The organism is Paenibacillus sp. G2S3 (assembly GCF_030123105.1).
GTDB lineage: Bacteria > Bacillota > Bacilli > Paenibacillales > Paenibacillaceae > Paenibacillus_AQ.
This window is the reverse complement of record NZ_CP126095.1, coordinates 1,020,272-1,046,239: the sequence shown is the minus strand read 5'-3', so window position 1 is coordinate 1,046,239 and position 25,968 is coordinate 1,020,272. Positions and strand designations below refer to the sequence as shown.

The following is a 25,968-nucleotide window of genomic DNA, read 5'->3' as shown; positions in this document are numbered from 1 at the left end:
ACACTCGATCCGCTAATACTCCGAATCGCAGTGCCCGTCTTACGAATAATCAATCGTACTTATTCACCCGATGAATAGTACCAATATACCGTATCACCGTTCTCTAAAATGTAGCTGTCTGCACTTATACTTGGATCAGAATCTCTATTCGTCTTATACTTCCATCCACTGCTAGGTCCGCCATCAAATTCAGCTAAACCATCTATAGATTTCACGTATTTACTACCAGCGTTTCCGGATGTTACTACCTTATCGCCCAATTGACTGCTCAGTAAGCTATAAGCCGTTTCACCTTCTTTTAGCGATACGGTTGTACTGTTCAGAATCGTGCCCTTCTTGCTATTCCCAATGACCGAAAGGGTAGCAGTAGCTTTAGCGGGAGCAATAACATCTGAAGCAATGTTTAGTGACTGAGTATAACGCGCCACACTAGGCACACTATCTTTAGCATACCCGGTTACAACAATCGTATAGGTATTCGCTGGCAGACCTTCGTCAAAAGCAGCTACACCCTTAGCATTTGTGATTGCCTTCTTATCCCCGATCGAGACCTGCACGCCAGCGGCTGGAGAAGTCACTGGATCGGAAGTAAAGGTATCCTTATTCCACACCCATTTTTTCTGAGAAACAGTTACTGTGAAAGCTTCACCCGGCTTCGGTTGTGCAGAGGAGACAACCGCAGTATCAACAACCTGCGTGGTTTCTCCGGCATAATATACAAGAACGCGGTCGGATTCCTGTAATTCAAAAGCGTCCATACCCACACTTGGATAGATCCATTCACCGCTACGCCATACTACGAAGCTCCACCAGCCATCATAAAGACCTTGTGTAATTCCATGAATGCCTGATACAAAATTACCATACGACGATTTCGTGATATCTACTTTAAAATCATTGGAAGACCCCAATTGCTGCAAAGCTTCAAGCGCATTGGAAGCCTTTAAAGTCCCCTCACCGATCAGTCGTTGCGGACCCTCAACGGTAAGTGAAGCCGTTACATTCTTAGGAATCACCTTTAGATCTTGAGTATATTTAGCTATCGATGGCGCTTTTCCATCACGATAGCCTGTTACAGTCAGCTTATAATCACCTGCTGGAACATTCCCTGAGAATAACGCCTCGCCTTTAGCATTCGTTGTTACGATGCGATTTCCAATTTGGACCTGAACGCCAGAAGCTTTGGCGGTAACCGGGGAGGACGTATTCGTTACAGCGTCCCATTTCCATGTCTTACTAGTCACTACTATAGTAAAAGAATCGCCCTCTTTAGGGCTTGGTTTGGACACCGTTACCGAATCTACAAGTTTAGTATCATCTCCAGCATAATAAACCAGCACCTGATCTGAATCTTTAAGCGCAAAATCACTCATTCCAACATCAGGATTGATCCATTGACCGTTACGGGATACGGCATACATCCATCCGTCATAGCCGCCGTAGCTTCCGGCCGGAATGTTTCCGATTCCTGTGACATAAGCACCGGAAGGATTCGTGATCTTCAGGTTCGTCTGAAGAGCCAACTTCTCTAGTGCACCAAGCACGTTGCTGGCGTATCCATATCCCTTTACTAGAGTACTCTTAGGACCCTCTACAGTGACAGGTGCATAGATTAAGGCATTCTGAACGGATGACTTAGAAAAATCGTACAACTTGCTGTTGCTGCCTTTATAGAGTAGATTGTAGGCTACAAGCGCCTGAAGGCCTTGCTCTGTAGCTAGAATATTGCTGCTTCCGCCACGGCTATGAGCGAAACTGCCGTCAGCGAGACGGTAGCTCAGCAGGTTACCGATCAGATTTACTTTATTCTTGGTGTATTCTAATCCACTTGGATCTACACCGAAGGATGTGAGACCTAGAATAGCTTGCGCTGCGCTCTCAGCACTATCTCCGTAACCTCCATGACTATCCTGAGCATTAGATAGCCAAGATACGGCTTGTAGCCCTGCTGTGTAAGCTTCTGGATTACGCTTATGTGCCGCTAGAGCGGTCAAAGCTATCGCTGTCATATCAGGTTCACTAGCGCCTGTCGTTAAGGCAAAGCCACCATCTTGATTTTGCTTGGAGAGAATCTCAGCAATGAGCTTATCCGCTGTCCATTTCGCGTTATATGGAATGTTATATTTACCTGAGTCCAGTGCGAGCAAAGCATATACTGGATTATTAAGTGTCTGTCCACTGATTTTGTCATGATTATAGATCTTCTCTATTAAGTTATAACCAGGCGTTGTTCCGCTTCCAGCAAAGTTGGTAGGATCAGCACCAATTGCTCTTACTGCGAGTACGATTCTCGCATAATCCGTGACGTTTGCGAAATTCCCCTCTGCATCCTTCACCTTTTTCTCAAGGGATAGGCTGTAACTCGCAGGCAGTTTATATCCTGCTTGAGCTAGCCCAATCGCTTGCCAATCCGACTGCACGCCACCCTTTAGAATAAATTCTGCAGCTGTATAGGTCGCATCCGCAACATTAATTCGCTCCGCCTGAGCAGCTGCATCGCTAGATTCATCTAGTCCGGTGCTAACACCTGCCTCTGCGAAGATGGTTCCTGCCGGAGCAAGAGATGTTCCTAAAATTGAAATGACCATGAATATGGCCAGTCCAAGTACAAAAAACTTGGAGGTGACTATTTTCTTCATTGTTCAACCTCTTTCTATAAAAGGAATGGATACTACATAAAATAAGAGCGCACAACATAAAGACCGCCCTATGAAGGGCGGTATTACCTTATTTTCATAATCATATCTATTAATACATAGCATGTCTATAGAAAAGCTTTGTATGAGTAACAAAAAAAAGAACAGCAGAACCAAACCTTTCGGTATCGGCCTGCTGATCAGAAATTCCTTTATTCAGCTGTTCCTTCTGGACTTGCAGTTGGCGAAGGTTCAGCACTTGCGTTAACATCCGGTGTATCCTTTGGAGCGGGATCTACAATCAATGTAAATCTCCCCGCCTTGATCATACTTTTCTCTACGATGGTCGCGCCCGGTTCTAAGGTAACCTCCACCTGATAGGATGGCTGTCCCCCTTCTGTGACAGCTGTTGCGGATGGCTCCACTGTGTTATTCTCCGCATCAGATGAAGGCGTTGGAGACGGTGTGGCATCGGCTCCTGCGTTAGTAGCGTCCGCACCTTCAGCCGTTTCAGCAGTAGTGCCTGTGGCATCCGCTGACGGAACTGGACAAGTTCCATGGCTAGCAGTGACCTTAAAGCTCTTATCCACCACATTGGATGAAGTCATCAGACTAATTTCCGTCGGATTAAATTGCACACAATCATCCGCTTTGGCAAACGTAAACACCAATACACTGCTTCCTTTATCTTCTTCTGTAGCTAGATCCTTCAGGTAAACGGAAGCCGGAGGAAGCATACTACCTGGACTCTGAACAGGTGTCGGCTCAGGGGTTGTCCCAGGCAGGGCCGTCTTATGATCTTCCGGACGTAGCATACTGAATACGATAATTGCAATAATCACCAGAATACCAGTAATGGAACCGGAGATCAGGAGTCGAAATCGACTGCGGCTGATCCAGCGCGCCAGCGGGGAAGCGAGCTGGGAGCGAGCTTCATTATAGACATTTTGTAGAGCAGGCCGAGCGGTAGCGACATAGCTTTTGCGGAAATCACGATTCTTGAAGGCTTCGCGGTCACTGCTCTGGAAATACTTCAGAATCGCCCGGCGGTAACCCGGATAAAGCTTTTTATTGGATATCGCAAATAAAGAATTCCCTTGGGACCATGCAAAGAATCGATAGATAACATCCTTATCGGTACCCGCTTTATACTTAACTAACTCCAGTAATGCGTCATAATCCAGCGGACCACTCTCACGCTCACTGGTGTAGTAGAAGGCTAGAGGAAGACGTTCAAACGGCTCTAGCACTCGAGCTTCCTTTAGTAAACGGCGACCGAGCAGCTGTACATCGTCCAATTCCTTAGGAGACAAGCCTGCAAAAATCTCTTCATTCGGCTTCTCTTCACCAAACCAGCGATAAGCAGCGCGGAGTGCATTTTCTTTCTGCTTGCTAATTCTATCTAGTGGCGGTTGCCAATCCACGACATTGCCATAACGTAAGAAAACAACCTCTAGTAAGTCTTCCTGCGTCATTTCAGTAAGGGATAGCCGGTTCAGCAGGAATCTGTCAGCAGATGCTGCAAGCTCCAGCATGAGCGAGATTACTTTTGGAGAAACGCTTGTCCCTCTACGTCGATCTTTTTCCGCTTTATCTACAATGCCATGAATTTCAGCTACCGCAGCAACCGGATCAGTCTCCAGTTGTAGCTTTTCTAGCAAGTAATCTCTTACTGCATCCTGAGCAAAGGGTTGCTCTAACGCAGCCGGCAGAAACCGACCCCAATGAAGTACAAAACTCAGAATGTCCACAGATTTAGATGCAGCAACAAGTCTTGACTCCATATAAGGCTCTAATAGCTGCTTGCGGAAATACGATTCAGACATTACCCTTTGAAAAAAAGTAGCGCTTAGCTCATCATTACTCTCAATGATACCGTATGCTGCATTGAGAACATCTTTGCGTCCCGCTTCCACGCTATGAAGCATTCCATTAATGAAATAATCGACGATTCTGACTTTGTAATTATGACCCTTGAGCACAAAATAATCCTTAAAGCACTCCATAATAGCAGGCTCCGGGACATTCCTTTGCCGAACTAAATCAAATTCTCGGTCGAACCGCTCCAAGAAAATATCATTCAGTCGGATCCTGGAATGAATAGCACCCTCCGCTTTAAGATAAGAGAGCAATCCACTCAGCACCGCGCTCTTGTTCTCCGTATATAAATGCTCATTTCCCTGCTCAATCTCATAAAATACGGCTAACTGATTATAGAAAGCTGGCGATAGTTTATGCTCAGGACTTTCTCCACGCAGGATCTGATCGGCAAAACTCACGAAATCGTCGAGATCCCCTGGATTCAAAAGCATCAGCTTCCAAACCAGATCAGCATAAGGCTGGCGAGACTCACCAAAATCTACATTCCCCATCCGTCCTGAAACCAAATCGAATGTGAAATCCTTCTCGATGCTGCGATCACCGGGACGGAGTGAGCCTTTTTCCACAAAGCTAAGATGTATATATTTACGGCTTTGCGGTTCATTAGCATACGTAATCACGCCTAATCTACGGCGGAATTCATACGGCAGCACACTATATAAAATCTCTGTAAGCTCCACCGCACGTGCAGACAGCTCCGTGATCGGTACATTTAGAGCGATATAGATTTTTTTCTTACCTGCCACAGAGAGCATTACCGCCTGCAGCAATGCCTTAAATATCCCTTCATTAATCCCTAACAAGCGTAAGCCCGCTATAGGATCAGGGCGACGATCTGTACGTATAACCGGAATAGCAGACAGCTCCGGCAAGGTTCCGCCCAGCTCTCCTTCATAACTTTTTGCGAAATCAGCATGAAGAAAGTCCCCGTAGCTATGAATGATTTCCTCTGAACGTGAGGCTGGAACTACAAAGTTATGTGCAAAAAAGGCGCTGCGCTGGCCCGTAAAATCAGTCGCTTGATAACTACTCATCCCAATCACGGTGTCGCCATTCTCTGCATGGAACAGGTGCAGCGAACTAGGATATAGAGACTCATCCTTCTCCCCACGGGCAGCCAGCTCTGCTGGAGCATCGTAGAGGCAGAAGGGATGCAGTGTTTTTTTGATAAAATTATTGTCCAGACTGTCCGATTTCGCTACTGTATCAAAGCCTTCTGTGGAACGAAACAATCCGCGGCGTTCGCGGGTGTACATTTGTTGGGCGATCTTAGACCCTGAGAAAACATTCACGGGCCGTCGCTCCCCTCAATATACTTCAGCTTATGCAGCAGCCAAATAAACGGCTCGTCTACGCGAATAGGGCTGACTACACCCTCAATCTTCTGATTCAGAGGGTTACTGCCCAACGCAGATACCGCAAAATAGCCCGTATTCGAGAAGTACACATCCATTGTATCTTTAAAAGGTCTGTCCACCTTGCCAATAAATCTGCGGATTTCTCCGTCGATATTGTGGAACTCGTCCATATTTAGCGTTTTACGATGAACATAGTTATTGAATACATTGCTGTTGGACTTGATGTAATCGCCATCCTCATCCTTCAGCGAATGCAGCATATCACTTTTCGCAAGAACGACTGCTGTTGGAATGTCAGTTTTGCTCTTTTCCTGATAGGCGATAAAATCACCGAACATCGTCAGTACAACATCACGTGGCTCGTCATATTGCGAAACCCATTCCCCCGGACGATCGCCAATGTTAATATGAATCTTCTCACGGATTGAACGGATTTGCAGCGGATCGACCATAAACAGAATACCGGCAGAGTTCTTGATATGCTGACCGTGCAGTCCCAGATAATCTTGATCCACCATGCCCTCACCCGCTACATCGAAGAACACAAGCGTCAGTGGCGGCTTCTCTTCATCCTTAAAGACAAATTGAAAAATAAACGGCTCCTGCATTTTTTCCTTTTGTGTAGAGGCCAGCAGATCCCCGCGCTCAAAAAGCGGTTCTTCATACAGCGTACGGAACTTACGGCTAATTTCCGCATTAAGTGGCATACAGGCAGCATCAAAATGACCTGCTGTCGTATGCTGCAAGGTGTGAATCAGCGCAGTCATGTACACTGACTTCCCGACTTGGGAAGCTCCGATAATCGAGATAATGTTGCTAGGAACCTTACCTGCAGTCACAGGCAGCTCGTTATGGCAGGATGGACAAAGCCGTCTGCGTGTGAGCACTCCATAACGATCCGTAAGCCCTGTTAACACATGATCGGTATAATGATGGTATTCTTCCGGTATATCCGCCGGATTAATGATCGCTTCTATGTCATCCACCGTATCGAGCCCAAAGCGCTCACGGTATTTATTTAAGGCATCATCCTCGCCCAGCGCGTAATTCTCATCGTCCTCTCGGCTATGCATAGCCCGAAAGACCACATCCTCCGGAGAGAATTTGGTGAAGCAATAAGGGCACACGATATCGTAAAAAAGTGGCCTTGGCTCCGGCTGATTCTTTTTCATAAAACGGCTAAAAAAAGACATCTACTCATCCTCCCAAAAGTTGTATCTGCGTATCTTGCTATGAACAGGCAATGCCCAACACTCGCTTGCACGCGTAGACTGACCTTACTCCGGCACCAACTCGTAATAAAGTCCATACTTAGGACCATCGGTGAAAAAGATGCGTACAAAATCCTCCTTGCCGATCTCAATCGGCGGGAGTACGTTGCGTCCAGGGGCGAAATCCTGTACGAAGGGAAAGAGAATACCATCCTCTTTCCCTGCCGGATGTCCTCCCCGTTTCTTGACATAACAGAGGACATCTCGAGCCACTGGAACTTCTGCCGTAATCGCCATATGTACGGTCTTTTGTTTTCCAAATAACCCTCTTTTTTGTTGAATGGAATAATAGATTCTGGCTTTGCCTGCACTGACCACCACATGGTTGGCACCGTTACTTTGCTTCACCAGCAAAGTCTCTCCGTTCTCAGCAAGGCGAGCAAATATGGTATAGGAGACTAGGCCGATCTCATCCAATCGGTCACGGTATCCATTGTTAGATTTATATTCCTCACGAGTGTAGAGCTTCATTCCGACCGGTGGAATATCCCCGGTTCCCCTGGAAGCCTCTTCTGCGGAGGTCTTGTGGATGTACACCGCCTGCACACCGTCCGGCCAGCGCCATCTCAGCGTACAGAACCGGTCATCCACTTGAGATGTCACATCCGTTATTACGAGAGCGGAAGCATTATCCTCGGCGTACCTCATTACTGTAAGCCCCTTTCAACTACTAGAATCCTTTGCTGTTCCGATTTCTCCGTCGATCAGGAAAGCTTTCTGACGGTGGAGTAGGAGTTGTATTGTTTCTTCTATTACGGTAAATACGTCCTTCTCCTACCGGAATGACGCCTGTAAATAATGAGATGATTGCAGCCAATATAAGAACAGCTAGGAGGCGAATAAGTCCGTCAGTAAAATTGTGTCCGCTAAGTCCAAATTCCAAAATAAGCCCTGCAAACAACCCTGAGATTACACCGCCAATCCCGAAGCTTTTTGCTAAATGGCGGTTGTCAAACATAATACCAAGACCGAGTCCAAGTGCAGCACCGATTAGCATCAGCGACAAAATACGAACCGCAGCATAGTATGGACTATCTGCCGTAGCATCACTGCGCACCGTAAGCAATGTTCGATCTCCCAAACGATCATAGATTTGTTGGAATACATCACCCAGAAGGGCCGTATCTGTCACATCATAATAGTGACCACCCGTTATTCTCGCAATATCCTGCAGCAGCTGGGTACCCGCAGGATCCTGCATCCCCAGACCAATGGTATTTACGGCAATTCCACGATCTATATAGGTCTGTAATTCTCGTGAGGTATCGAAATTACTCACTCCATCTGACAGCAAGATGACCATAGCGCCTTGATTTTTTCTGCCGTCACTGTCTATCTCCTTAAGGGCTTCCGAGATCGCACCGCTAATGTTCGTTCCACCCTCAGTTGGCTTCAGATTATCAATCGCTGTCAACACCTTCTCACGATTCTGCGAGTCTGAGAGTGGTGTTAACGGCTGGACGACTACAGCTTCGTGGTTAAATGTCACCACCGCTACCTGATTGTCATTGTCCATTCTCGCAATTAACGCCTTAGCGGCTGAATAACGGCTGTTATCAGGATCACTCTGCGCCATACTGCCAGAGTCATCGATAGCCATCACTACATTTTTAACCGGTTTAGCACCGCCAAAATTCAGCTCATAAACGAATTCTGTTAATGCTCCAACTCCAAGTGCAAGGACAATCATCAGAGGCAGTAGCTTCCAGGATAGACCTAAGTAGCGCTGCTTCCATGAGGCTCCGTTCAGCCGTGGTGAGATCATTTCTGCAAGCAGGCAACCGATGCCGATACCGAGTGCTACGATGGCAAAATAAATGCCTACGAGCAAGATGGAAGGGAGATCGTTATACCAGCTTAGCAGCCACTCGCCAAAAAGAAAGGCGACCCCGCCACCGATCAGACTGAAGAAGAGCAGGAGCAGATTGATTTTTCGCTGCATCTTTATACTTCCTTTCCGGGAGAAACCTGAATTGTATTCTTATGGCCTTAACATTGTTCGGGGGTTATGTAGCCCGATTAACGGGCTGCCCGGATGTGTTATCATCCCCCAGATTGCACTTTGTGCAATAGAATGGAATAGAAGAAACATCTATTTCTATTCTATTGCATAATGTGCATTGGAAATAAGGAGAAATGTCCCTGTTCCAGAAATCTGCTTAAATCTAATGTATCAAATACAATAGAACTCTAATTAAAGGTTGTATCCGATGATTCTATTGCACAAAGTGCAATAAAGAGACTCCAAGTGAGAATAGCCATCTATTACGTAATCAGCGCATCTCTGGAAGCTGTTCTTGACTCAGACCATGAAGCTGATAACCATTCTGAACATAGGTTTCATAATAGACCTTACCATTACGGTAATAAAGCAGATCTTCTAAATGGAAACCTCCCATCAAATTCAGCTTCTCCACTCCGCTCCTACGCTGTTCATGCACGAAGCCCAAGCGGTAGACGCGAGTCGTCTCATCCACACCAAATGCGTAGCGCAGGAATTCAGATGCGCTGTCTCCGAAGAAATATTTTTCCTCATGACGATGCTCTTGCGTGTATTCGAACAGACGAACATTGATCGTCGCGCCGTCCTCCAGATTACGGTACAGACGCTTGAACAACTCTTCCTTAGATAAAACCTGACGGTTCTCGTAAGCAGCCGCAACATTTGCACGCCGCAGCAGCTCTTCCTCGAAAGATAAGGCAAACGGATCTGCCGTTAAGATTTCCCGCTGACAAATGCCAATCAAACGCTCCGCTACCGCTTCTTTGCCTTGCTCTAATAGCTTAGAAATGCTGCCCATGTACTTCTCACTGAAAAATATCCCTGGCCCACGCCGGGTCTCGATATCCTTCATTACTTCTTCTGTGACAACTCGGTAATATTCCATCACGTTCTGGCCAGTGGTTTCGTTCGTTCGCCCAATGCTGTCCATCACAGTAATACGTAACTCTTCTTCGAGCGTCTCCATAGCTTTCACACGAGCCACACTTTCCGCATGAAGCTGCTCAAGCGCAGATTCTAAACGACTGCACAGCGCGAGCTCACTTTCCAAACATAATAGCTCATATTTTTGGCCATATACCGCTGAGAATAAGTAATGAATGAAGTTGCGTACTGTTCGTTTGTCAAACAGCGGCACACGCTGGAACGGCTGGCGCTCCACGCTTTCTGCATAAAGATTCTCAAGCTCATCCTGCGCGGAGACCATCGCTGAACGCAATCCAGTCATATGCTGGCGCAAAGCATGCAGCACACTGCCACCCTCATCGCGATCAGCAGTCCACTCTGCTAGTTGATAGAATGTTACTGCTGGCGTGGCTGTTTCCTGAGCCGCTAATGTGGTGCGCCAACCACGAAGAGGATGGATCCCCTCTACTCTCCGATTAGACTCTGACACAAAATTATTGCGGAAATAAGCTTCGCCACCATCACCGAACAGCTGCTGTTCAGCTTCACGTAGCGACAACTGCTTCAGCTCATTGTAGGACGGACGTCCGTGACTCATTAGCCCCGTCATTTCATTCAGGCCGTCTTTCTCCGGGACTAGCTGCGTCGCATGCTCTCGCAGACTATCAGGATCCAGTCCTAATAAGGATTGGCGCTCGCGCATCGTCCATGGACTGCCCTCACGCATATCCGCTGCAAGACGCCGGAAGGCGTGATACAGTACGGCCAAAGCAATTTGCACATTAGGTCTTCTTACGCCAGAAAAGCCCGCGGAGGCGTAGCCTTGTCTTCCTGTGCTGCCTCTGATGCCACTTTTGAAGGTCATATTGTTATAGCCACCGTGTCCGGTAGCCTGATCAGAAGTCGGACGGACACGATTCTTAAGTAGACTGATATGGGAGATAATCTCATAGTTATCATCCATGCCGTGAGCCGACATCATCCCGCGCTCATTCTTATCGGAGAGCAAATACACAAGGTCAAATAATGCGGAAGGACCATGACCCACTGGAATCGACAGACCATCTTCAGTTACAAGCAGCGGCCCATTAAACGTATAGTCCGTAGCTTGCATTCTGTCCAATTCACGCAGAAAAGCCAGCCCTACCGAGCTGGAATATCCAAAATTATCCCCTTGCTCCCGCTCATTGATTAAAGCGTAGAGATCCGTCTGTACCGACTTAAAGGACTGGCTGAGTATTGCACGAGCCAGCAGTGTGATTTCGGGCAACAATACATTAAGCGGGTCATCGACCCGCGTAATGATAGAGAGATGGATTACATCAAAAGATGAATATAGACGTCCATAATCTGCAATACTGTTGCTCAGCCGCCGGATAACTTTATTCATTTCAGCAAGATAATGTGTATCCTCATGAAACTTACGGTAAAGTTCATGACGCACAGTGCGTGGATCTGACCCTGTCATATCCGGCAAGGCCATGGCCAGCACCCGGTCTTTACCTCCTGCATCAGATCCAACCTTGCTTCTGTCTGTTTCCTCATTCTTTGCGCCTGACACAGCATGTAATGCCATAACACCGCCGGCGTTATCCCATTTCCGTTCGCAGCTATCCAGCACCGGACCGATGGCCGGAGCAACCTTGTCGCCTACGAACAGAAACAGGGCAGGGTAATGGATGCTGCTGCGTCCATCCCCTTTACTGCGCTGTGCCTCTTCCTGTACCGCATATTGTTCACCATAAGATAATGCCAGTGTTTTGATCATAGGCCTATTTCAACTTTCTGCGGATACTGCCGAGTTTGCTAGTCATACTCTTGTAGAAGCTGTACATTTCATCGCCGCTCTCATACTCTACCCGTTCGTACTCCAAGCTGTCGCGTGCTTCCAGGAACGATACATACAGTCCTTCCAGCTTATACAGCAGCGGAGTTACGTCTTCAGCGGCAGTCATTTCACTTGCACGACGAGCTGCCTTACGTAGCAGAACGCTCCGGCTCTTCTCATCCAGCTCGCGGAAGTGGCGATACACGGCATATTCCACGTAGCTACGTTCTTTCATCAAGTTGGCAAACGGCTCCCATGCATCCTCTTCTTCGTCACGATCGTAAACGTAGAGTGCGCCTTTCTTGATAATGCTGTCCGTGTACAACGCCTCGATGAATTGGTCCATCCACTTATCTTCATCCAGATATTGATGAAGCAGACCCTCAAGCTCAGTCGCTTTGGCAGTCAGTTCAGCATATTTGGCTAGCTCAACACGAACACGAGAAATCAGCTGTGGTGAACGAATAAGATTCTCCTGTGCCATTTCTTTGTTAATGCTGCCAAAAATATCTTTAATGCCTTCGCGCTCCAAGCCCTTTTCACGCAGATTCTTTAGTTCATCAGCCGCCTTCTTCACTTCTCCGAGATTCGGACGCGAAGAATTTAACTGCATATCGAATCCACTCAAAAGTGCATCCATATCAAATGGCTTCGTGAACACAACAGAGTATCTGTTGCTTGTGTTCTCGTCTACACCTTTTTCGATGATCACTCCACTTGCCAATGCCTTTGCAAAATCTGCACGCACACGGGCGTTATAGTCACGTACACGAGAATTGACGTAAGTGTCACCCCATGATTTTTCCGGAATCGGAGAAGGCAGGTACGTCCAGTTGTTCTTATCAGTCATCACTAAGTGGCGGCCGATCCCTTCCTTATCGAGAATGGTCCGCTCATAGTTCTCTTCAAACACCCGCAGCGGCGTGTATACGAAAAGTGGCACACCATTACGTGTGTTAAGCCAGAAAATACGGTTTTTCACTTGGCTTTCTTTGATCGTAAATTGCGATTTGCCAAGCGCATTATTCTGATAATTACGAATCCCTTTCAGGATGCCAGGTGCTTTAACAGGCACGGAAACGAAGCCCCATGATGGGAAATGCAAGCTGCCCGAGCTGTTACTTAAGTGGAAGGTAGGTACAGCCTCTTCGTCTAATTTACCGGCAATAATCCGTTCAACGAACTTATCCAGCGGCTCTTCATGGCCGAATTTCATCACAAGGAAATCTTCCATCGAACGGGTGATCAGATCCCCGAACTTATCACTAAGGAACTCCGAAATCGAGCGAACGATATCAATCTCTTGCTCCTTAACCCACCGTCCGGAATGCTTCAGCATTTCACGGGTAAAGTCGCGAATCAGGTCGTCGCCGTCCTTCTGATCCATGATTTTGGAGATGGTTGCCGAAATATCCGGCACATTAACAATGTTCCAATAATAAGTTTTGTTTCCTTTATAATCTGCCTGCTCTTCACCATTAATAAGGATGTCCCCATTCTTGGCAAAAATCGAGCTAAGTGCACTAAGAATCTCTGTAAACACACCATAAATCCGGCTGTTTTCTTCGTTTAAGAGCTCGTATAAGTCCTCATAAAATTGAATCATTTGCTCCGTGCGTTCTACATCGGCATGCAGCCAATACTCATTGATTTTAGCATCAATATAGGCATTTTTCTTCTTCTCTTTGGATACAAAAGCACTGCGGGCATCGCTCAGCTTCTCATCCGCACTGTCCTGCGCTGTCTCAATATCGCGTGGCAAACGCAGCAAGCTTTCACGTAAAGCCTCAATATAAGACTGAATCAGCTTCAAAATACAGAAGCCCTTCTCGGTATACAGCAGGCGGGAAACGTAGAACGGACCTTGCTCTGGGTGCAGGAAGATGCGCTCCAGCTCTTCACTGAAACGTCCAACAATTTCACCAGGCAGCTGTTTTTTCGATTTGATATATTCTTCACGGGCACGAGCCAGGAAGTTCTGCTCCAGCTCTGTATCCATGCTTACCACTTGATTTTTAACAACATTGGCATGACTCAAGCGTTCGCTGTTCTCGTAGCCTGGCAATGGCTCAGGCACACGGGATTCAAATGTTTTAATCATACTGTCGAGATCTATTCCAAGCTTGCGCGCGAATTTCTCTACATCCTCTTGACCAGGCGCCTGCTGGAACATTTTTTCCATTTTATCAAACAAGCGGAAGGCCAGATAAGTCGTCATTTCCTCAATCGGAAGCACGGCAGACGAGGCACCGATAATGTTGTACTCATAGTTCGCTGGATAAGTCTTATTCATCTGTGCAATATTGGTGCGGATATTACTGATATAGTCATGGATGGCGAACTCTTCACCTGACTGCTTTTCCTCACTTGCCATAAAGTTCGTGATATTCTCAGCCGTTACGTTCATACAGTAATCGTATGCATTCTCAAGCAGCTTACCTTCGGTATTCGTTGCCGAGATCAAATGACATAGATTAAACGGAGGCAGCGGAGAATTTACCGTCAAAATATTCCCGTATTGCTGCTGGAATCGCTCCCCGCGACTGTCTACATTCATCCAGTAATCCAGCTCTTTTAGCGCCGCATAACCGTTCTTGCGAATATATTCACGCGTGTGCTCACTTAAACTTTTATTGGACAAATTCACGTCCGGTGTAAACAGGTAACCCAATGTGTTCACACGGTCAATACCGGCAGATCCATAATCACGTTCAATAATACCGCGTACGATATAGGCAATATCAAGGAACGCTCCACTACCTGTACCCCCTGACAAACCTGTCAAAAGGAAGACCATCAGCTTTTTGTTAGTGCCTACGGATAACGTCTTGATCTTCTTATCAATCGCACCTACCACCTGATTAATCTTGGTGAACAAGAGCAGACGTCCCGCCTGACGCACACCAGCAGCACCGTTCATGCCATCTGTGATACTCAGCTCCGGTGACAGCCAATCCGTAATGTACGAATCAAGAATACTGCGGTTCTGCAGCAGTCCGCCGATTTCAGCATTCGCCAGCAATACAAATTCATTTTGCGGATCGAGTCCGATCCCTTTGTATTTTTTGCCGCGGTCCTGTTCGTTCGTCTCAAAAGCTAGAAACTCTACATTATCCGGCTTGTCCCGCTTCTTCTTGGATATCGGATCTTCCGGCAGCTTAAAGCGACGGTTAATCTGATATTTAAGACGCAGCAGGGCATCAATGCCCGTGCCACCTAGTCCAATGATCAGGATCGGATTATCAATCGTATCCACCCTGATCTTATCGCTGACAATCCCGCCACCTAGTGATACATCTAATTGCTGTATATGCTCTCTTACTACTGGTTTCATATGCTTATCCTCCTAAAAGTTTTGCGGAAGCTGTACTTCAGATCTCTTGCAAAACTAGTTATGCGGCATACACTGCCTACTATACTAAATATTCGAGATAAATCGTCTTATCTACCGTGTTCAGGGATACTGAAACGCGGTCACCACTTTTTAGTTCAAGACCACGCGAGGCATCCGCAGCACGTCCAGATCTTTCTACAGTAATACCTTCTCCACTGCGTAACAGCAATCGGTCATTCTTAGCTGGTGTGAAAATAATGCTCTCGCTTTCCTTCAGCTCAGGTGCTAATTGTAGCAGCTGATGAAGGGTAAACTTACCTCTGAATCCAGCAAGTTTCTTATATTGTGGGTAGGTCTTCTCACCCGTATTGCCGTCTTTAACCTCAATGACCAGCTGTCCAACAAAACCACGTGCCGATTTCTTATTCAGCACATACCATGCCGCAGCGGCTGCCAACACCAAAAGAATACCACCTATAATGTAATACAAGGTATTCGACGAAGCTTCTTTCAGAGGTTCTTCTTTGCCAGTCCCTGTCGAAGGACTGGTAGTTGCAGCGCCACCTGTCTTCGCGCTGATTTTTACAGGAGCACTTTCACGATAGAAACTGCTTTCCTCTGCACGAACCTTCAGCTCATAGTCATGGCTTTCTTTTACCTCGAAGGTGCCCTTAAAAAGATCCCCGGAGTTATCAAGTTCGATTTCCTGTACATCACCTGTATCGATATCTGTAGCAAGCAGTACCGCCTTCATATCTTGATACAAATTACTGAGCGTTACCTGAGTACCATTGCTGAACAGGTGGGAGGTAATATCAATTTTATCACCTTTTTTATAGGTTGCTGATGGCAACGCATCGATCTTAAGCTCCAAATCATAGTTAAAGACTAGATTAATATCTATTTTATCCTTTGGCACACCTTTGACCTGAAGCTTCCAATCTCCTTCCTGCGGTGACAACAGTTTGATCAAGCTATAAGTAGAAGACTTGGACAGCACAACATCCTTGGAAGGGATGGCGACAGTATTTCCTGATGGATCCGTTAGCTTCGCGGTCACAGGCTGTGATGACATAATTGAGATATTGGCTTCCAAAACGCTGCCGTTAGGCACGTTGACAGTCACATCCTGGTAATCCCCATTTGCAGTGATCGACTGCACAGGTACTACCTTCAGTTTCAGATGACTAGCAAAAATTTCACTGAGTATTTGCGGAAGATCATCTGCAGAGTCTGTCGAGAATGCTTTACCACCTGTCTCATTGGATAGATCAGCGAGTTTTTGTTTATTCAGCTTGCCGTCTGCATTAAGCCCAATCGTATAAATGGGATAGCCATTCTTCTTGGCGACCTCCACAGCGGCGTTCAGTTCTTTATCCGATTCGCTTTGCGTCCGGCCTGTTGATTTGTTGAAATCGTTATTGCCATCAGCTAACATTACGATGATTGGCTCATGATTCGGATCGCTACCATTCTGGAGCACCTTCACAGCTTCTTCTACACCAATAGCAATGTCGGTGTAAGCTCCACGGTCCAGTCCATCAATAAAATCCTTCAAATCTTGTTTATCTGTCTCTGAATTAATTTCCAGCAGAGCCTTCTCCCGCTGTACTTTGTCGGTATAGGCAACAATACCTACCTTATCACCTTGGGTGGATAGCATATCTATGAACATTTTCATCGCTTCGTTGGCGATTTTGTTCTTGTCACTAGTCTTCATGGAGTTACTGACATCGATAAGAAGCACAGCATCAATGTGAGATTGCGCCGACGATGCCGCATAGGCCTGAACAGCTGCAAATGGTGAAGCAGCAAGACATAGAGCCAGCAGTAATGCAGGGAAGATACGTTGAATAAGTGTCTTAGTTGTTCTGTTACTTTGATATTTACGAAGCATAAATAGGGCTCCTCTTGTGTTATATTAGGCACATATGACAGGTTCAGCACTATCGCTAAAATCTGTAAATAGTATGCCATTATGATATAATTAAACCTTGTAAACTTCAACTTTAGGACCGCCGGACCAAAGTAGCAATGATGCATAGAGTTATCATTCTATGAGCCATCCAGACTGCGAGGCGTCTATGAGAAAGGACTGTTCCATGATTTCATACGTCATTCTTGGGATTACGTTCCTAATTGTCGTAATTCAGATTTCCATCTATGCTACACGCCAGCGTAAACCACTAACTCGTGATGATATTAACGACCGCCTACTGGCCGCTTTGAACGGAGGCGATAAAGGCCATGAATAAGAAAAGACCTGTTACCTTTCGACCTTTCAAAGCTCCTCGTTACGCTTATGACAAGCTGCGTATTTGTCGCCACTGCGGGCAATATACCGCTCTCGGTGAAGATCGATGCACCAAATGCGGTAAAGACTCACTTATTACGGTAGAGAAGCAATCCGCATCCATTGCAGGAAGAAAAATGCATACGCGCCTCCTATTCATCTTACTGCTTACACTAGCCTCCGTCTATTTTGGAAATAGCATAGAGCAAATGTTGTTATGTGGTGCCGGAGGGATCCTCCTCATTGGACTATTGTACTATACGCAGCGAAAAGTACGGCAGAACGAGAATCTTCGTTCTCTTAACGAGCTGCTTGGCCGAGGGATTGGCATCATCAAAGAGGGACTAGAGATCAACCGTCAGGAGGCTGTCTCCGTACTCCGTGAGGATGATGTGCTTGCCTACGAGAAGCTACGTGAACTCTCCATCCTGCTTCGTGGTGACCGGATCGCACGGCAACGTATCGCCTTGCTGCATGGGTTTTTGCTTCGCAAGGATATGGATTTAGAACTGGAGCAGCTTCTGCTGAAGGATTTCGAGCCGCTGCTAGCCGAATATATCGGCGAGATTGCTAAAGTCCGTCCTGATCTTATTAAGGATCGCACACTACGGTACGTGAAGAACTATGAAGAAGACATTCGTCATATGAATAATGGTATGACCATCCTTACGGGAGTTGCCGGAGCAGCAGTAAGAATGAAGCGTTATGCCCTGCTCTATTCCAGTATGATCGGCCGATACGTGCAAGATCTACCTAAAGATCGCTTTATGCGGTTATCCAAACTCATTACTGCGAATCCCCATGAACCGTGGAACGGCTTGGACCAAAGAGTAGCTGACATTCGTGAAGACAAATACCGCTGGGACCCGGAAGTTCAATAGAATAAAGAATGATGTGAAACTATGTTTTCTTATATTTCAAGAAGAAACGGCATTGGCATCTGTTATGGATGACAATCGTTTCTCGTAGAAATATAAGGATAAAGACTAAAGTGAAACTATGCTTTCTTATATTTTGAAAAAAGAGGCTACTCTATATGACGTTCAAACAACTAATAACCCTGCGAAACTTTATGATCATTTTGTGTATAAGCATGTTAGTGATGCTTGGACAGAAGGCTTTTCTCATCGCCGACAAAATACAAATGACCAAGGAAGCTGACCGTCTCTATGCTGCAGGCGATCTGATTAGTGCAGAGAATCAGTATCGCTTAGCAGCGGCAAACCATTCCATTCTTTATATGGAAGAAAAGGTTGCGAAGCGGCTTAATGAACTGTCACCAATCACGGCCATCCGCCAAGGTTTGAATGCCTTGGTATCATCCGCTAAAGCACAAGCTGCGACTAAGGATTTCACCGGATTTATGAAAAGTTATGAAACTCTCCTCAGCTTAAAAGCTACATATATGAAGCCCGATGGTCCCTATGAATCCTATTATCGCCAGTTATCGACTGATTCAGGCATTTCTGACCAGTTCACAACCTACTTCCGAGAATTTAAGGAGCAGTTTCTTACCGAACTTGCTCAGAGCCAGAGTGATAATACGGGTGAAGAGGGTACTTTTAAATGGAATCTATTGCAGATTCCCGATGCTTATTATGGAAGCGCCGCTTCCAAGGCGGAGTTGCTAGCCTCCAAGTTTAAAAGCCATGATACAGCTAAATTAAAAGCCTTAGCAGGCACAGGAAACTTTACAGGTATGCTGGAGAGTGCTCTTTCCATGATGAATGCTTACAACCAGCATAGTTACGAAGCTCCATGGGTACTTGGGCAGGCAGAAAGCAGCGGAAAGATCATCCTCAACAAAGACCTAGAGAGCAATAACATCACCGCCTTTGCTGGGCATGCTGTAGCCTATCGTAATTTTGCAGGATCGGCAGGTATCACCTCATCCAAAGTACTGACCTTAGTGGATACTAGTAAAGCTAAGCTACTGAAAAATGCCAAGCGTATGACCAGCAAAGGTCAATATGCTGAAGCTATTCAGCTATACGGTGATCTTGCTCCGCTAGAGGAAACCTCTTCAATGATTGCCGCTACAAGGCTGGCTTGGAATATTGCCGAACCTGTGCGCCTCCTTCCCGGCAGTGAAGAGCAAGGAAAATATGGCAATGTCATCTCCAGCAAGGGACTATACGATAAGAAGGTCATTGTGGCTGGAACGGATAGCAATGGTGTCCTCTATTATGCAGCAATGAATAACGACGAAAGTGTCATTACTTTAACTGGAAATAGTTTACCAAAATTCGAGAGTCTGCGCAGTCTTAATTTTAATGATCAGCTCGCTGCCTCTTCTGGTTCTGGTACCCCCGTGGTTTTGGCTGAATCCGAGGTCGAAGGTGGACGCACACTTTTTACAGCATATGAAATGAAATCGGAAGGTATTTCACAGTTATTTTCAATTTCAGGTGATAGCTACGAATTGCAGTCCGATGATTCGATACTCGTACCTAACGCGGATCTTGGAGACGGTGTTGACGGACAGACGGCACGTTACCGCAAAGTAGATGGCAGCTATCAATTTGCTGAGATGGTTCAGGAGTATGCTGTAATTTCAGCTTCCGATGTAGCACTTCATCCTTTTGAAAAGGTATCTTTTCACTGTGAAATCGTCGTAGATAACTTTGGTAATACGCTTGCTTACTCGAATGGAGTTTATATTTACCTTCAAGGAGAAGTGGGTTCCGTTACAGGTAACGCGTTAGTTAGTGGTCAATATCAGAACGGTTATCAGCTTGTTGGAACGGACATGGGAGAGCAATATGTGCCTGTGTTTGTGGTGGAATCCGTGGGTAGTATGAGCTTTAGGCAGTAGAACTTATGAGATAACTGCTTAGTCGAATTGTGGGATCGCTCGTCGTGACGAATGTGATCCCCATCGACTCGTAGCATAAATGTAACGACTGTTAGGACAAGCCTATGGGAATGTAGGTGAACTTTAGAGACATGTGGAACTGTACCGCTCAGTTTTTTTGTCCAAGAGGTGTTGGTAGACCGTCTATACTAGTAGTATTCTTCTCTTGTCTATATTCTTTCAGGCCGGCTTCACCCTTTTGGATAGACCAACGTTGTAACGTATCTCGCTCACCATCATAACTCATGAATGGAACCGAAAAACCGCAGGAAGTCTGTACTTTATGAACATCAATTAAAATGATCTGTCTAGCTCCAGGCAGAGGCATGAACATAGGGTACAGCGTTTCCCATTCTGATGATCCAGGCAAGATTACCGCCCCTGTTCCATACAATCTGAGAATATTCGGCGGTCCTTCAAACGCACAAAACATAACCGTCACTCTTCCATTTTCCAGCAGATGTGCGCTCGTCTCATTACCACTACCGGTCATATCGAGATAAGCCACCTGATTAGGAGACAAAATCCGCAAGCAATCATGACCCTTAGGTGAAAGGTTAACATGCCCTTCTTCAGAAAGAGGCGCCGATCCTACGAAAAAAAGATGCTGACGAAGAATAAACTCCTGATGTGCAGGTAGTATAGCCGTGAATTGTTTCCCCATTTGGTATTCTCCGTTTCGTTTTGGTTTGGGTTTGGGTTTGGGTTTGTGTGTGTTTTGTTTGAAGGGACAGTCCTGCTCCATCAAACAAATGCACTCAACCAGTTACTTCATTTACACTCCCCTAACTCGGTTCCCTCCCAAACGGTCTGGCGGTAATAGGAGAAATGTAGGGTATTTTTACCTTTCTTTCTCACTATTTGAGCTCTTTGCGGTAAATGTAGGGTATTTCTACCCCTCTTTCTTGCTATTTTAGCCCTTAGAGCCTAATCCGAGGCATTTTTGCCGTTCTTTAGAGTGGACTCATTTGTTAAGTGTTTCCTCATTCCTTCTATTGATATATATTCGTTTCAATCGTTGAGTAACCCTTCACCTTTACCCGAGGGATTTAGCTCATCAGCAAAGAAAAGGACCTACCTCTCGGCAGCTCCCAATCCTCAAGAATATTCCCTTTAGCTAAGAAATCTATCACCCGATCTACTCAATCGCAATATAAATCTCAACCTGTGTGTTAGCAGGATCAAAATTCCGCGAATCATAAATCTCAAAATCGCCCGTATAGGTTCTTACCTCTGTGGACTCCTTAAAATACGCCCAAATCTCCCCCCACGCTTGTGCGACAACTTCGAATACTGGACCTTTTTTCGTCGTAAAAACCATATACTTGCTCTCCGGAACAGCCGCACTCGCGAGGCCGCTATCCTCCAAATGACTCTCCCCAGCGACTTCATGCCCGATCACAACGGTATATGCACCCGACGCATCACTCTCATAATCTGTATACAAGGAATAGATATACTCAGGCTGAACCGTATCTATCTGCCCCGCAATATTACTCTGAAAATAAGTTTCCCACAGCCGCGACAAGCCCCCGTCAGGACCCATTTCCACTTCATTTGTCGTACGTATGCTAACCCCAGCCAAGGTCATTTTCGGTTTTTGTACAAAATAAGTATTCATCCTTATCCCTCATTTCATGTGATTGAGTTCAGTATACATAGGGGAAGTGGACATCTGTCTGTCTAGTTAGAGTAGAATCATCGATTTAGGTTATAAAAGCATCAATGGGGTAATTAATAGTATGGAACTACACTCGAAGGGACTGACTACAGCATGTCAAAAATCAAATTAGCCGTCATCTACTACAGTGCCACAGGAACTAACTACCAGCTAGCACAGTGGGCCGCGGAAAGCGCCGAGAAAGCAGGAGCTGAGGTAAAACTGCTGAAGGTGCAGGAACTGGTTCCCGAAGACAAAATTGCTGCAAATCCGGCGATGAAGGCCCTGGCTGAGAAGACAAAAGATATCCCCGTTGCAACACCTGATGATATCGTGGAGGCTGATGCGATTATTTTCAGTTCTCCTACCCGTTTCGGTAACATCGCTTCTCAAATGAAGCAGTTCCTTGATACGACCGGAGGAATTTGGGGCAAAGGACTAACCGTAAACAAAGTCGTTAGCGCCATGAGCTCAGCACAGAATCCACATGGTGGACAGGAAGCTACGATTTTGGCACTCTACACATCGATGTATCACTGGGGAGCGATTATCGCAGCACCAGGATACACAGATCCCGTCACATTCGGTGCGGGAGGCAACCCGTACGGAACAAGTGTCAGTGTAGATGGAGACGGTAAAATGATCGAAGAGCAGGATCGGATCCGTGATGCTGTTTTTCATCAAGCGAAGCGTACTGTTGAAGTGGCTGGATGGGTCCAAGCAGGCAAAAGTAACAACGCCAATAGTCAGAACTAGACGCCCACCTATCGATCGATATATCAAACACCCCTCGGAGCTACCTAAGTAGCACATAAACCGAGGGGTATTTCTATTTTAAAAATTTATTCTCCAGGATACTTAAGACCCCACTGCGCACGTATTTGATCCAGCAGTTTCAGAATCGCTAACGATTCATCCAGTGACATGTCTGGGCTTTCTGTTAGCCCTGCTTGTAGACAATGTCCTACTTCCTCTGCTTCAAAACAATATCCAATAGAAGCTCGATCATCCACAAAGCTCTCTACCTTCTCATCCCCAATATAGAGCGAAGCAGATTTCGGGTTCACTAACGTCCCTTCAACAATTATACGGCCCTCTGTTCCAAACACATGCGCTTCCTCCAGCGTATTAAGACGAATACCACCGTTCAACGAAGCGGTTTTTCCATTCCCATAATCCAGCAGCATGGAGAAATGCTCGTCCACTCCAGTCTCACCAATATGCACAGTGCTGGAGATTGATTCAGGATGAGGTCCAAACACCATCGAGGCAAAAGAAACCGGATAAATCCCAACATCCAGCAGCGCGCCCCCGCCCAGCTTCGGATTCAGTAATCTGCTTTCCGGATTCCAGTCGGTGCGAAATCCTAAGTCTGCCTTCACCAAGCGAACTTCGCCAATTCTATCCTCGGCAATCCATTCTCTAACCTTCACAATCGCCGGGATGTAGCGACTCCACATGGCCTCCATCAGAAACAGCTTATGTTCTCTAGCATAGGACACGACTTCTTCCAATTCTCCGCTATTCACGGTAAAAGGCTTCTCACATAGGACAGCTTTGCCTGCACGCAGCGCCAATAATGCATTTTCTTTGTGAAAAGGATGTGGCGTTCCAATATATACCGCGTCTACATTCGGGTCATTTACCAATTCTTCATAGGTGGCATAAGCATGCGGCACTCCATGATCCCTCGCGAATTTATCCGCACTTTCCTGTGAACGTGAACCCACAGCATATGCCACACCATTACTGGCGTGAGCTAAATCAGTAACAAACTGATGGGCAATCCAGCCTGTACTGAGAATTCCCCATCTTATCTTGTAAGCGTTATCCATTTTCATATGCATTGTTCCTCCTCATCCTTCTACTAAGTCTCCCTAATTCTATCAGACCATTCTAATGAATGTATAGGAACTGATGCCAGCGAATACTACCGTCACCACCAAAATGGCAATATTCCAAATCTTACTCAAAGCCGCTGAAGGCTCGTTAGAGCTCTGAATAAACGCTTTTTGCAGAAGGAACTGGAGAAGCTTCATGATCATGAATCCCGAACAACCAAGCCCGCTTTGCAAAATAACCTCCAGACTAGATTTACTTACAAATCTATCAGCTATGTTCCCATCGTAATGGATCGGGACCCTATCAGGCATTTTGGAATATAGGAATAAATAAATAGCTACGGGAATCAAGGCCACTACACCACTTAAGATCATCATCAGTTTGTTTTTGGACAACATTAATAACCTCCTTGTACAGAACAATAATCTCTAGTTATTCTCCTTCCACTTCAATCAAAAATATCCGCTCCTTAAATCCACCACGACGTTCAGCTTTCTCCGCACGAAGCTTCTCCAGCTCTGCGCTATTGCTCCCATGAGTCTCCACCAGCGCTTGTATTACTTCCAGCATGTCGGCAAGCTCCTCTAGAGCTTCTTCATTACTCACTGCCCGAAAATACTCCTCCGACTCTTCTTTCAATTTTTTAGTTAGTTCAGTTATGTATTCTTTGGACTCTAATATCCTTGTTTTAAAGTCTTTACCTTGAGAAGCTATCAAATCGGGGATTCCATCACGCACTAGCTTTTCATATACGGGCACTTGAGTTCTTCCTTTCTACTTGATGTTCAGACTGCCTTCATACTTGATTTGCCCCCACCATTAGCCGTTCTACAAAAGGAATATCTGCAGGAGCAAACTTGAACTGACCGAGTTCAGCTGGAAACATCCACCTATATTCATCGTGATCGACAAGATCAATTACACCTCCCTGATACTGGGCTTTCCAAGCAATCAATTGGATGGTTAACTCTCCATAGTTGTGCTCATTCATGCCAAAGCTTTCATAGGGAAGGATCATTATCCCCATCTCCTCCTGAAGCTCTCTCTGCAGACAATCTGCGATGCTTTCACCCTGCTCTATTTTGCCACCAGGAAATTCCCACAGACCTGCCTGAGATTTACCTTGCCTGCGCCGAGCAATAAGAATCTGTCCTTCTTCATTATGTATAATCGCTGCCGCCACCTGGATCACAAGGAACACCTCCTTTATTGCTGTTTATTAGACAGATACTTCTATTAAAACATACATTTCATTCCAAACCAAAGAGACTCTCCCAAAAGCTATTAAGCCTGGGAAAGTCTCCTCCGTACAATTTCTCTATAAATTCACAGCAACATCTTCCTTACGGAAAGACTGCTATTTCGTCAATACAAGCTCTAATCGAACCTCAAGATTGTTCTCCGTATCTAGCACAACGGTATGTGGATTGCTTAAGCCAAAGTCAGAAAAAGCCACTGTTGTCGTACCCGACAGCATCAGCTGTCCACCACTGTAAGCTGCTTGAGACTGGAAGGTAACATCCTTTTCCACACCCTTCACTGTAAGCGTTCCTTGCATTTCAACCGGTACAGTTGCTCCTTCGGTCCATTCCGCTGGCAGCTCCGAGAATGATTTTACTACAAACGTAGATTGGGGGAATTCCGTAACGGCTAGGAAGTCTTCCCCTTTTACATGCTCATCTCTTTGACTATTGCCAGAGTCCAGAGCGCTCATATCCACAGCTCCTTCCCCAGCCATCGAAGTAGAATCCTCTATATTAACTTTCCAGGTACCTTGAACTTTGTTATCCACGAAGTTTACTGTTTCTTTAGAGGTGGTTACCGACCAATACACTTTAGAAGCATCCGCAACCGTCCAGTCACCGTTTAATTGTTCCGCTGTAACCGTCGCACCTGTTGATGCTCCAGTGTTAGTCGTGCTTTCTCCATTACCTGCTGTTGAGGCTTGCCCTGGAATCACTGACTCGATCTCTACATTATTGCCCAGCGATTTATCCAGCAATGTATAACCAGTGACTACTCCTACGATAATGACTCCGGCCGCGATCAAGGCTATTCTTTTTCTCTTCATCCTGTTCCCTCCAATATTCAAAATATTCTGTA

The 25,968-nt window shown here is 46.0% G+C and carries 19 protein-coding genes; 4 read left to right on the top strand and 15 right to left on the bottom strand.

All coding sequences use genetic code 11. The annotated features are described in order from the left end of the window. Nucleotides 1-59 precede the first annotated feature (59 nt). The 8 genes from QNH28_RS04565 to QNH28_RS04530 all read right to left on the bottom strand — a co-directional run bounded on the left by QNH28_RS04565 (nucleotide 60) and on the right by QNH28_RS04530 (nucleotide 17,113). A complete protein-coding gene (locus tag QNH28_RS04565) occupies nucleotides 60-2,639 on the bottom strand; it encodes a DUF4430 domain-containing protein (RefSeq protein WP_283910353.1) in 2,580 nt (859 codons plus the stop codon). Nucleotides 2,640-2,848: 209 nt separating this feature from the next. Next, nucleotides 2,849-5,809, bottom strand: a complete 2,961-nt coding sequence (locus QNH28_RS04560; RefSeq protein ID WP_283910352.1) for a GAP1-N2 domain-containing protein — start codon at nucleotides 5,807-5,809, stop codon at nucleotides 2,849-2,851. Next, the gene (locus QNH28_RS04555; protein ID WP_283910351.1) at nucleotides 5,806-7,068 is read right to left on the bottom strand and encodes a TRAFAC clade GTPase domain-containing protein; all 1,263 of its coding nucleotides are present in this window, start codon (nucleotides 7,066-7,068) and stop codon (nucleotides 5,806-5,808) included. Before QNH28_RS04555 ends, QNH28_RS04560 begins: the two co-directional genes overlap by 4 nt. Before the next feature lie 84 nt (nucleotides 7,069-7,152). After that, entirely contained in the window at nucleotides 7,153-7,794 is a 642-nt protein-coding gene (locus QNH28_RS04550) for a beta-mannanase (RefSeq protein WP_283910350.1), read from the bottom strand. Between the two features lie 22 nt (nucleotides 7,795-7,816). After that, entirely contained in the window at nucleotides 7,817-9,088 is a 1,272-nt protein-coding gene (locus QNH28_RS04545; RefSeq protein WP_283910349.1) for a vWA domain-containing protein, read from the bottom strand. 331 nt (nucleotides 9,089-9,419) lie between these two features. Continuing rightward, complete coding sequence (locus QNH28_RS04540; protein WP_283910348.1) at nucleotides 9,420-11,822, bottom strand: transcription initiation factor TFIID; 2,403 nt, start codon at nucleotides 11,820-11,822, stop codon at nucleotides 9,420-9,422. Between the two features lie 4 nt (nucleotides 11,823-11,826). Beyond that, complete coding sequence (locus tag QNH28_RS04535) at nucleotides 11,827-15,216, bottom strand: tubulin-like doman-containing protein (protein ID WP_283910347.1); 3,390 nt, start codon at nucleotides 15,214-15,216, stop codon at nucleotides 11,827-11,829. 79 nt (nucleotides 15,217-15,295) lie between these two features. Continuing rightward, a complete protein-coding gene (locus QNH28_RS04530; protein WP_283910346.1) occupies nucleotides 15,296-17,113 on the bottom strand; it encodes a vWA domain-containing protein in 1,818 nt (605 codons plus the stop codon). A gap of 205 nt (nucleotides 17,114-17,318) precedes the next feature. On the opposite strand from QNH28_RS04530, the gene QNH28_RS04525 reads away from it, so the two are divergent. The 3 genes from QNH28_RS04525 to QNH28_RS04515 all read left to right on the top strand — a co-directional run bounded on the left by QNH28_RS04525 (nucleotide 17,319) and on the right by QNH28_RS04515 (nucleotide 20,324). Beyond that, on the top strand, nucleotides 17,319-17,471 hold the full coding sequence (locus QNH28_RS04525) for a hypothetical protein (RefSeq protein ID WP_283910345.1): 153 nt from the start codon (nucleotides 17,319-17,321) through the stop codon (nucleotides 17,469-17,471). Beyond that, the gene (locus QNH28_RS04520; protein ID WP_283910344.1) at nucleotides 17,464-18,390 is read left to right on the top strand and encodes a hypothetical protein; all 927 of its coding nucleotides are present in this window, start codon (nucleotides 17,464-17,466) and stop codon (nucleotides 18,388-18,390) included. The genes QNH28_RS04525 and QNH28_RS04520 overlap by 8 nt, the downstream gene beginning before the upstream one ends. A gap of 155 nt (nucleotides 18,391-18,545) precedes the next feature. Further along, a complete protein-coding gene (locus tag QNH28_RS04515; protein ID WP_283910343.1) occupies nucleotides 18,546-20,324 on the top strand; it encodes a hypothetical protein in 1,779 nt (592 codons plus the stop codon). A gap of 148 nt (nucleotides 20,325-20,472) precedes the next feature. On the opposite strand, the gene QNH28_RS04510 is transcribed toward QNH28_RS04515, so the two are convergent. Then, entirely contained in the window at nucleotides 20,473-21,027 is a 555-nt protein-coding gene (locus tag QNH28_RS04510) for a pyridoxamine 5'-phosphate oxidase family protein (protein ID WP_283910342.1), read from the bottom strand. A gap of 474 nt (nucleotides 21,028-21,501) precedes the next feature. After that, nucleotides 21,502-21,984 carry a GyrI-like domain-containing protein gene (locus tag QNH28_RS04505; protein WP_283910341.1) on the bottom strand — a complete coding sequence of 161 codons (483 nt, stop codon included), beginning with the start codon at nucleotides 21,982-21,984 and terminating at the stop codon, nucleotides 21,502-21,504. A gap of 153 nt (nucleotides 21,985-22,137) precedes the next feature. Between QNH28_RS04505 and wrbA the strand changes: the two genes are divergently transcribed. Then, nucleotides 22,138-22,779, top strand: coding sequence for an NAD(P)H:quinone oxidoreductase type IV (gene wrbA / locus QNH28_RS04500; protein WP_283910340.1), 642 nt, complete (start codon nucleotides 22,138-22,140; stop codon nucleotides 22,777-22,779). 86 nt (nucleotides 22,780-22,865) lie between these two features. Here the strand turns inward: wrbA and QNH28_RS04495 are convergent, their stop codons facing one another. The 5 genes from QNH28_RS04495 to QNH28_RS04475 form a co-directional block, all read right to left on the bottom strand. Then, nucleotides 22,866-23,864: a Gfo/Idh/MocA family protein gene (locus QNH28_RS04495; RefSeq protein WP_481858355.1), complete on the bottom strand. Its 999-nt coding sequence runs from the start codon at nucleotides 23,862-23,864 to the stop codon at nucleotides 22,866-22,868. 45 nt (nucleotides 23,865-23,909) lie between these two features. Then, on the bottom strand, nucleotides 23,910-24,263 hold the full coding sequence (locus tag QNH28_RS04490; protein WP_283910339.1) for a DUF1648 domain-containing protein: 354 nt from the start codon (nucleotides 24,261-24,263) through the stop codon (nucleotides 23,910-23,912). Nucleotides 24,264-24,297: 34 nt separating this feature from the next. Continuing rightward, complete coding sequence (locus QNH28_RS04485) at nucleotides 24,298-24,624, bottom strand: nucleoside triphosphate pyrophosphohydrolase (protein ID WP_283910338.1); 327 nt, start codon at nucleotides 24,622-24,624, stop codon at nucleotides 24,298-24,300. A 37-nt stretch (nucleotides 24,625-24,661) separates the two neighbouring features. After that, nucleotides 24,662-25,057: an 8-oxo-dGTP diphosphatase MutT gene (mutT, locus tag QNH28_RS04480; protein WP_283910337.1), complete on the bottom strand. Its 396-nt coding sequence runs from the start codon at nucleotides 25,055-25,057 to the stop codon at nucleotides 24,662-24,664. Between the two features lie 165 nt (nucleotides 25,058-25,222). Further along, entirely contained in the window at nucleotides 25,223-25,936 is a 714-nt protein-coding gene (locus tag QNH28_RS04475) for a YceI family protein (protein WP_283910336.1), read from the bottom strand. Nucleotides 25,937-25,968 lie beyond the last annotated feature (32 nt).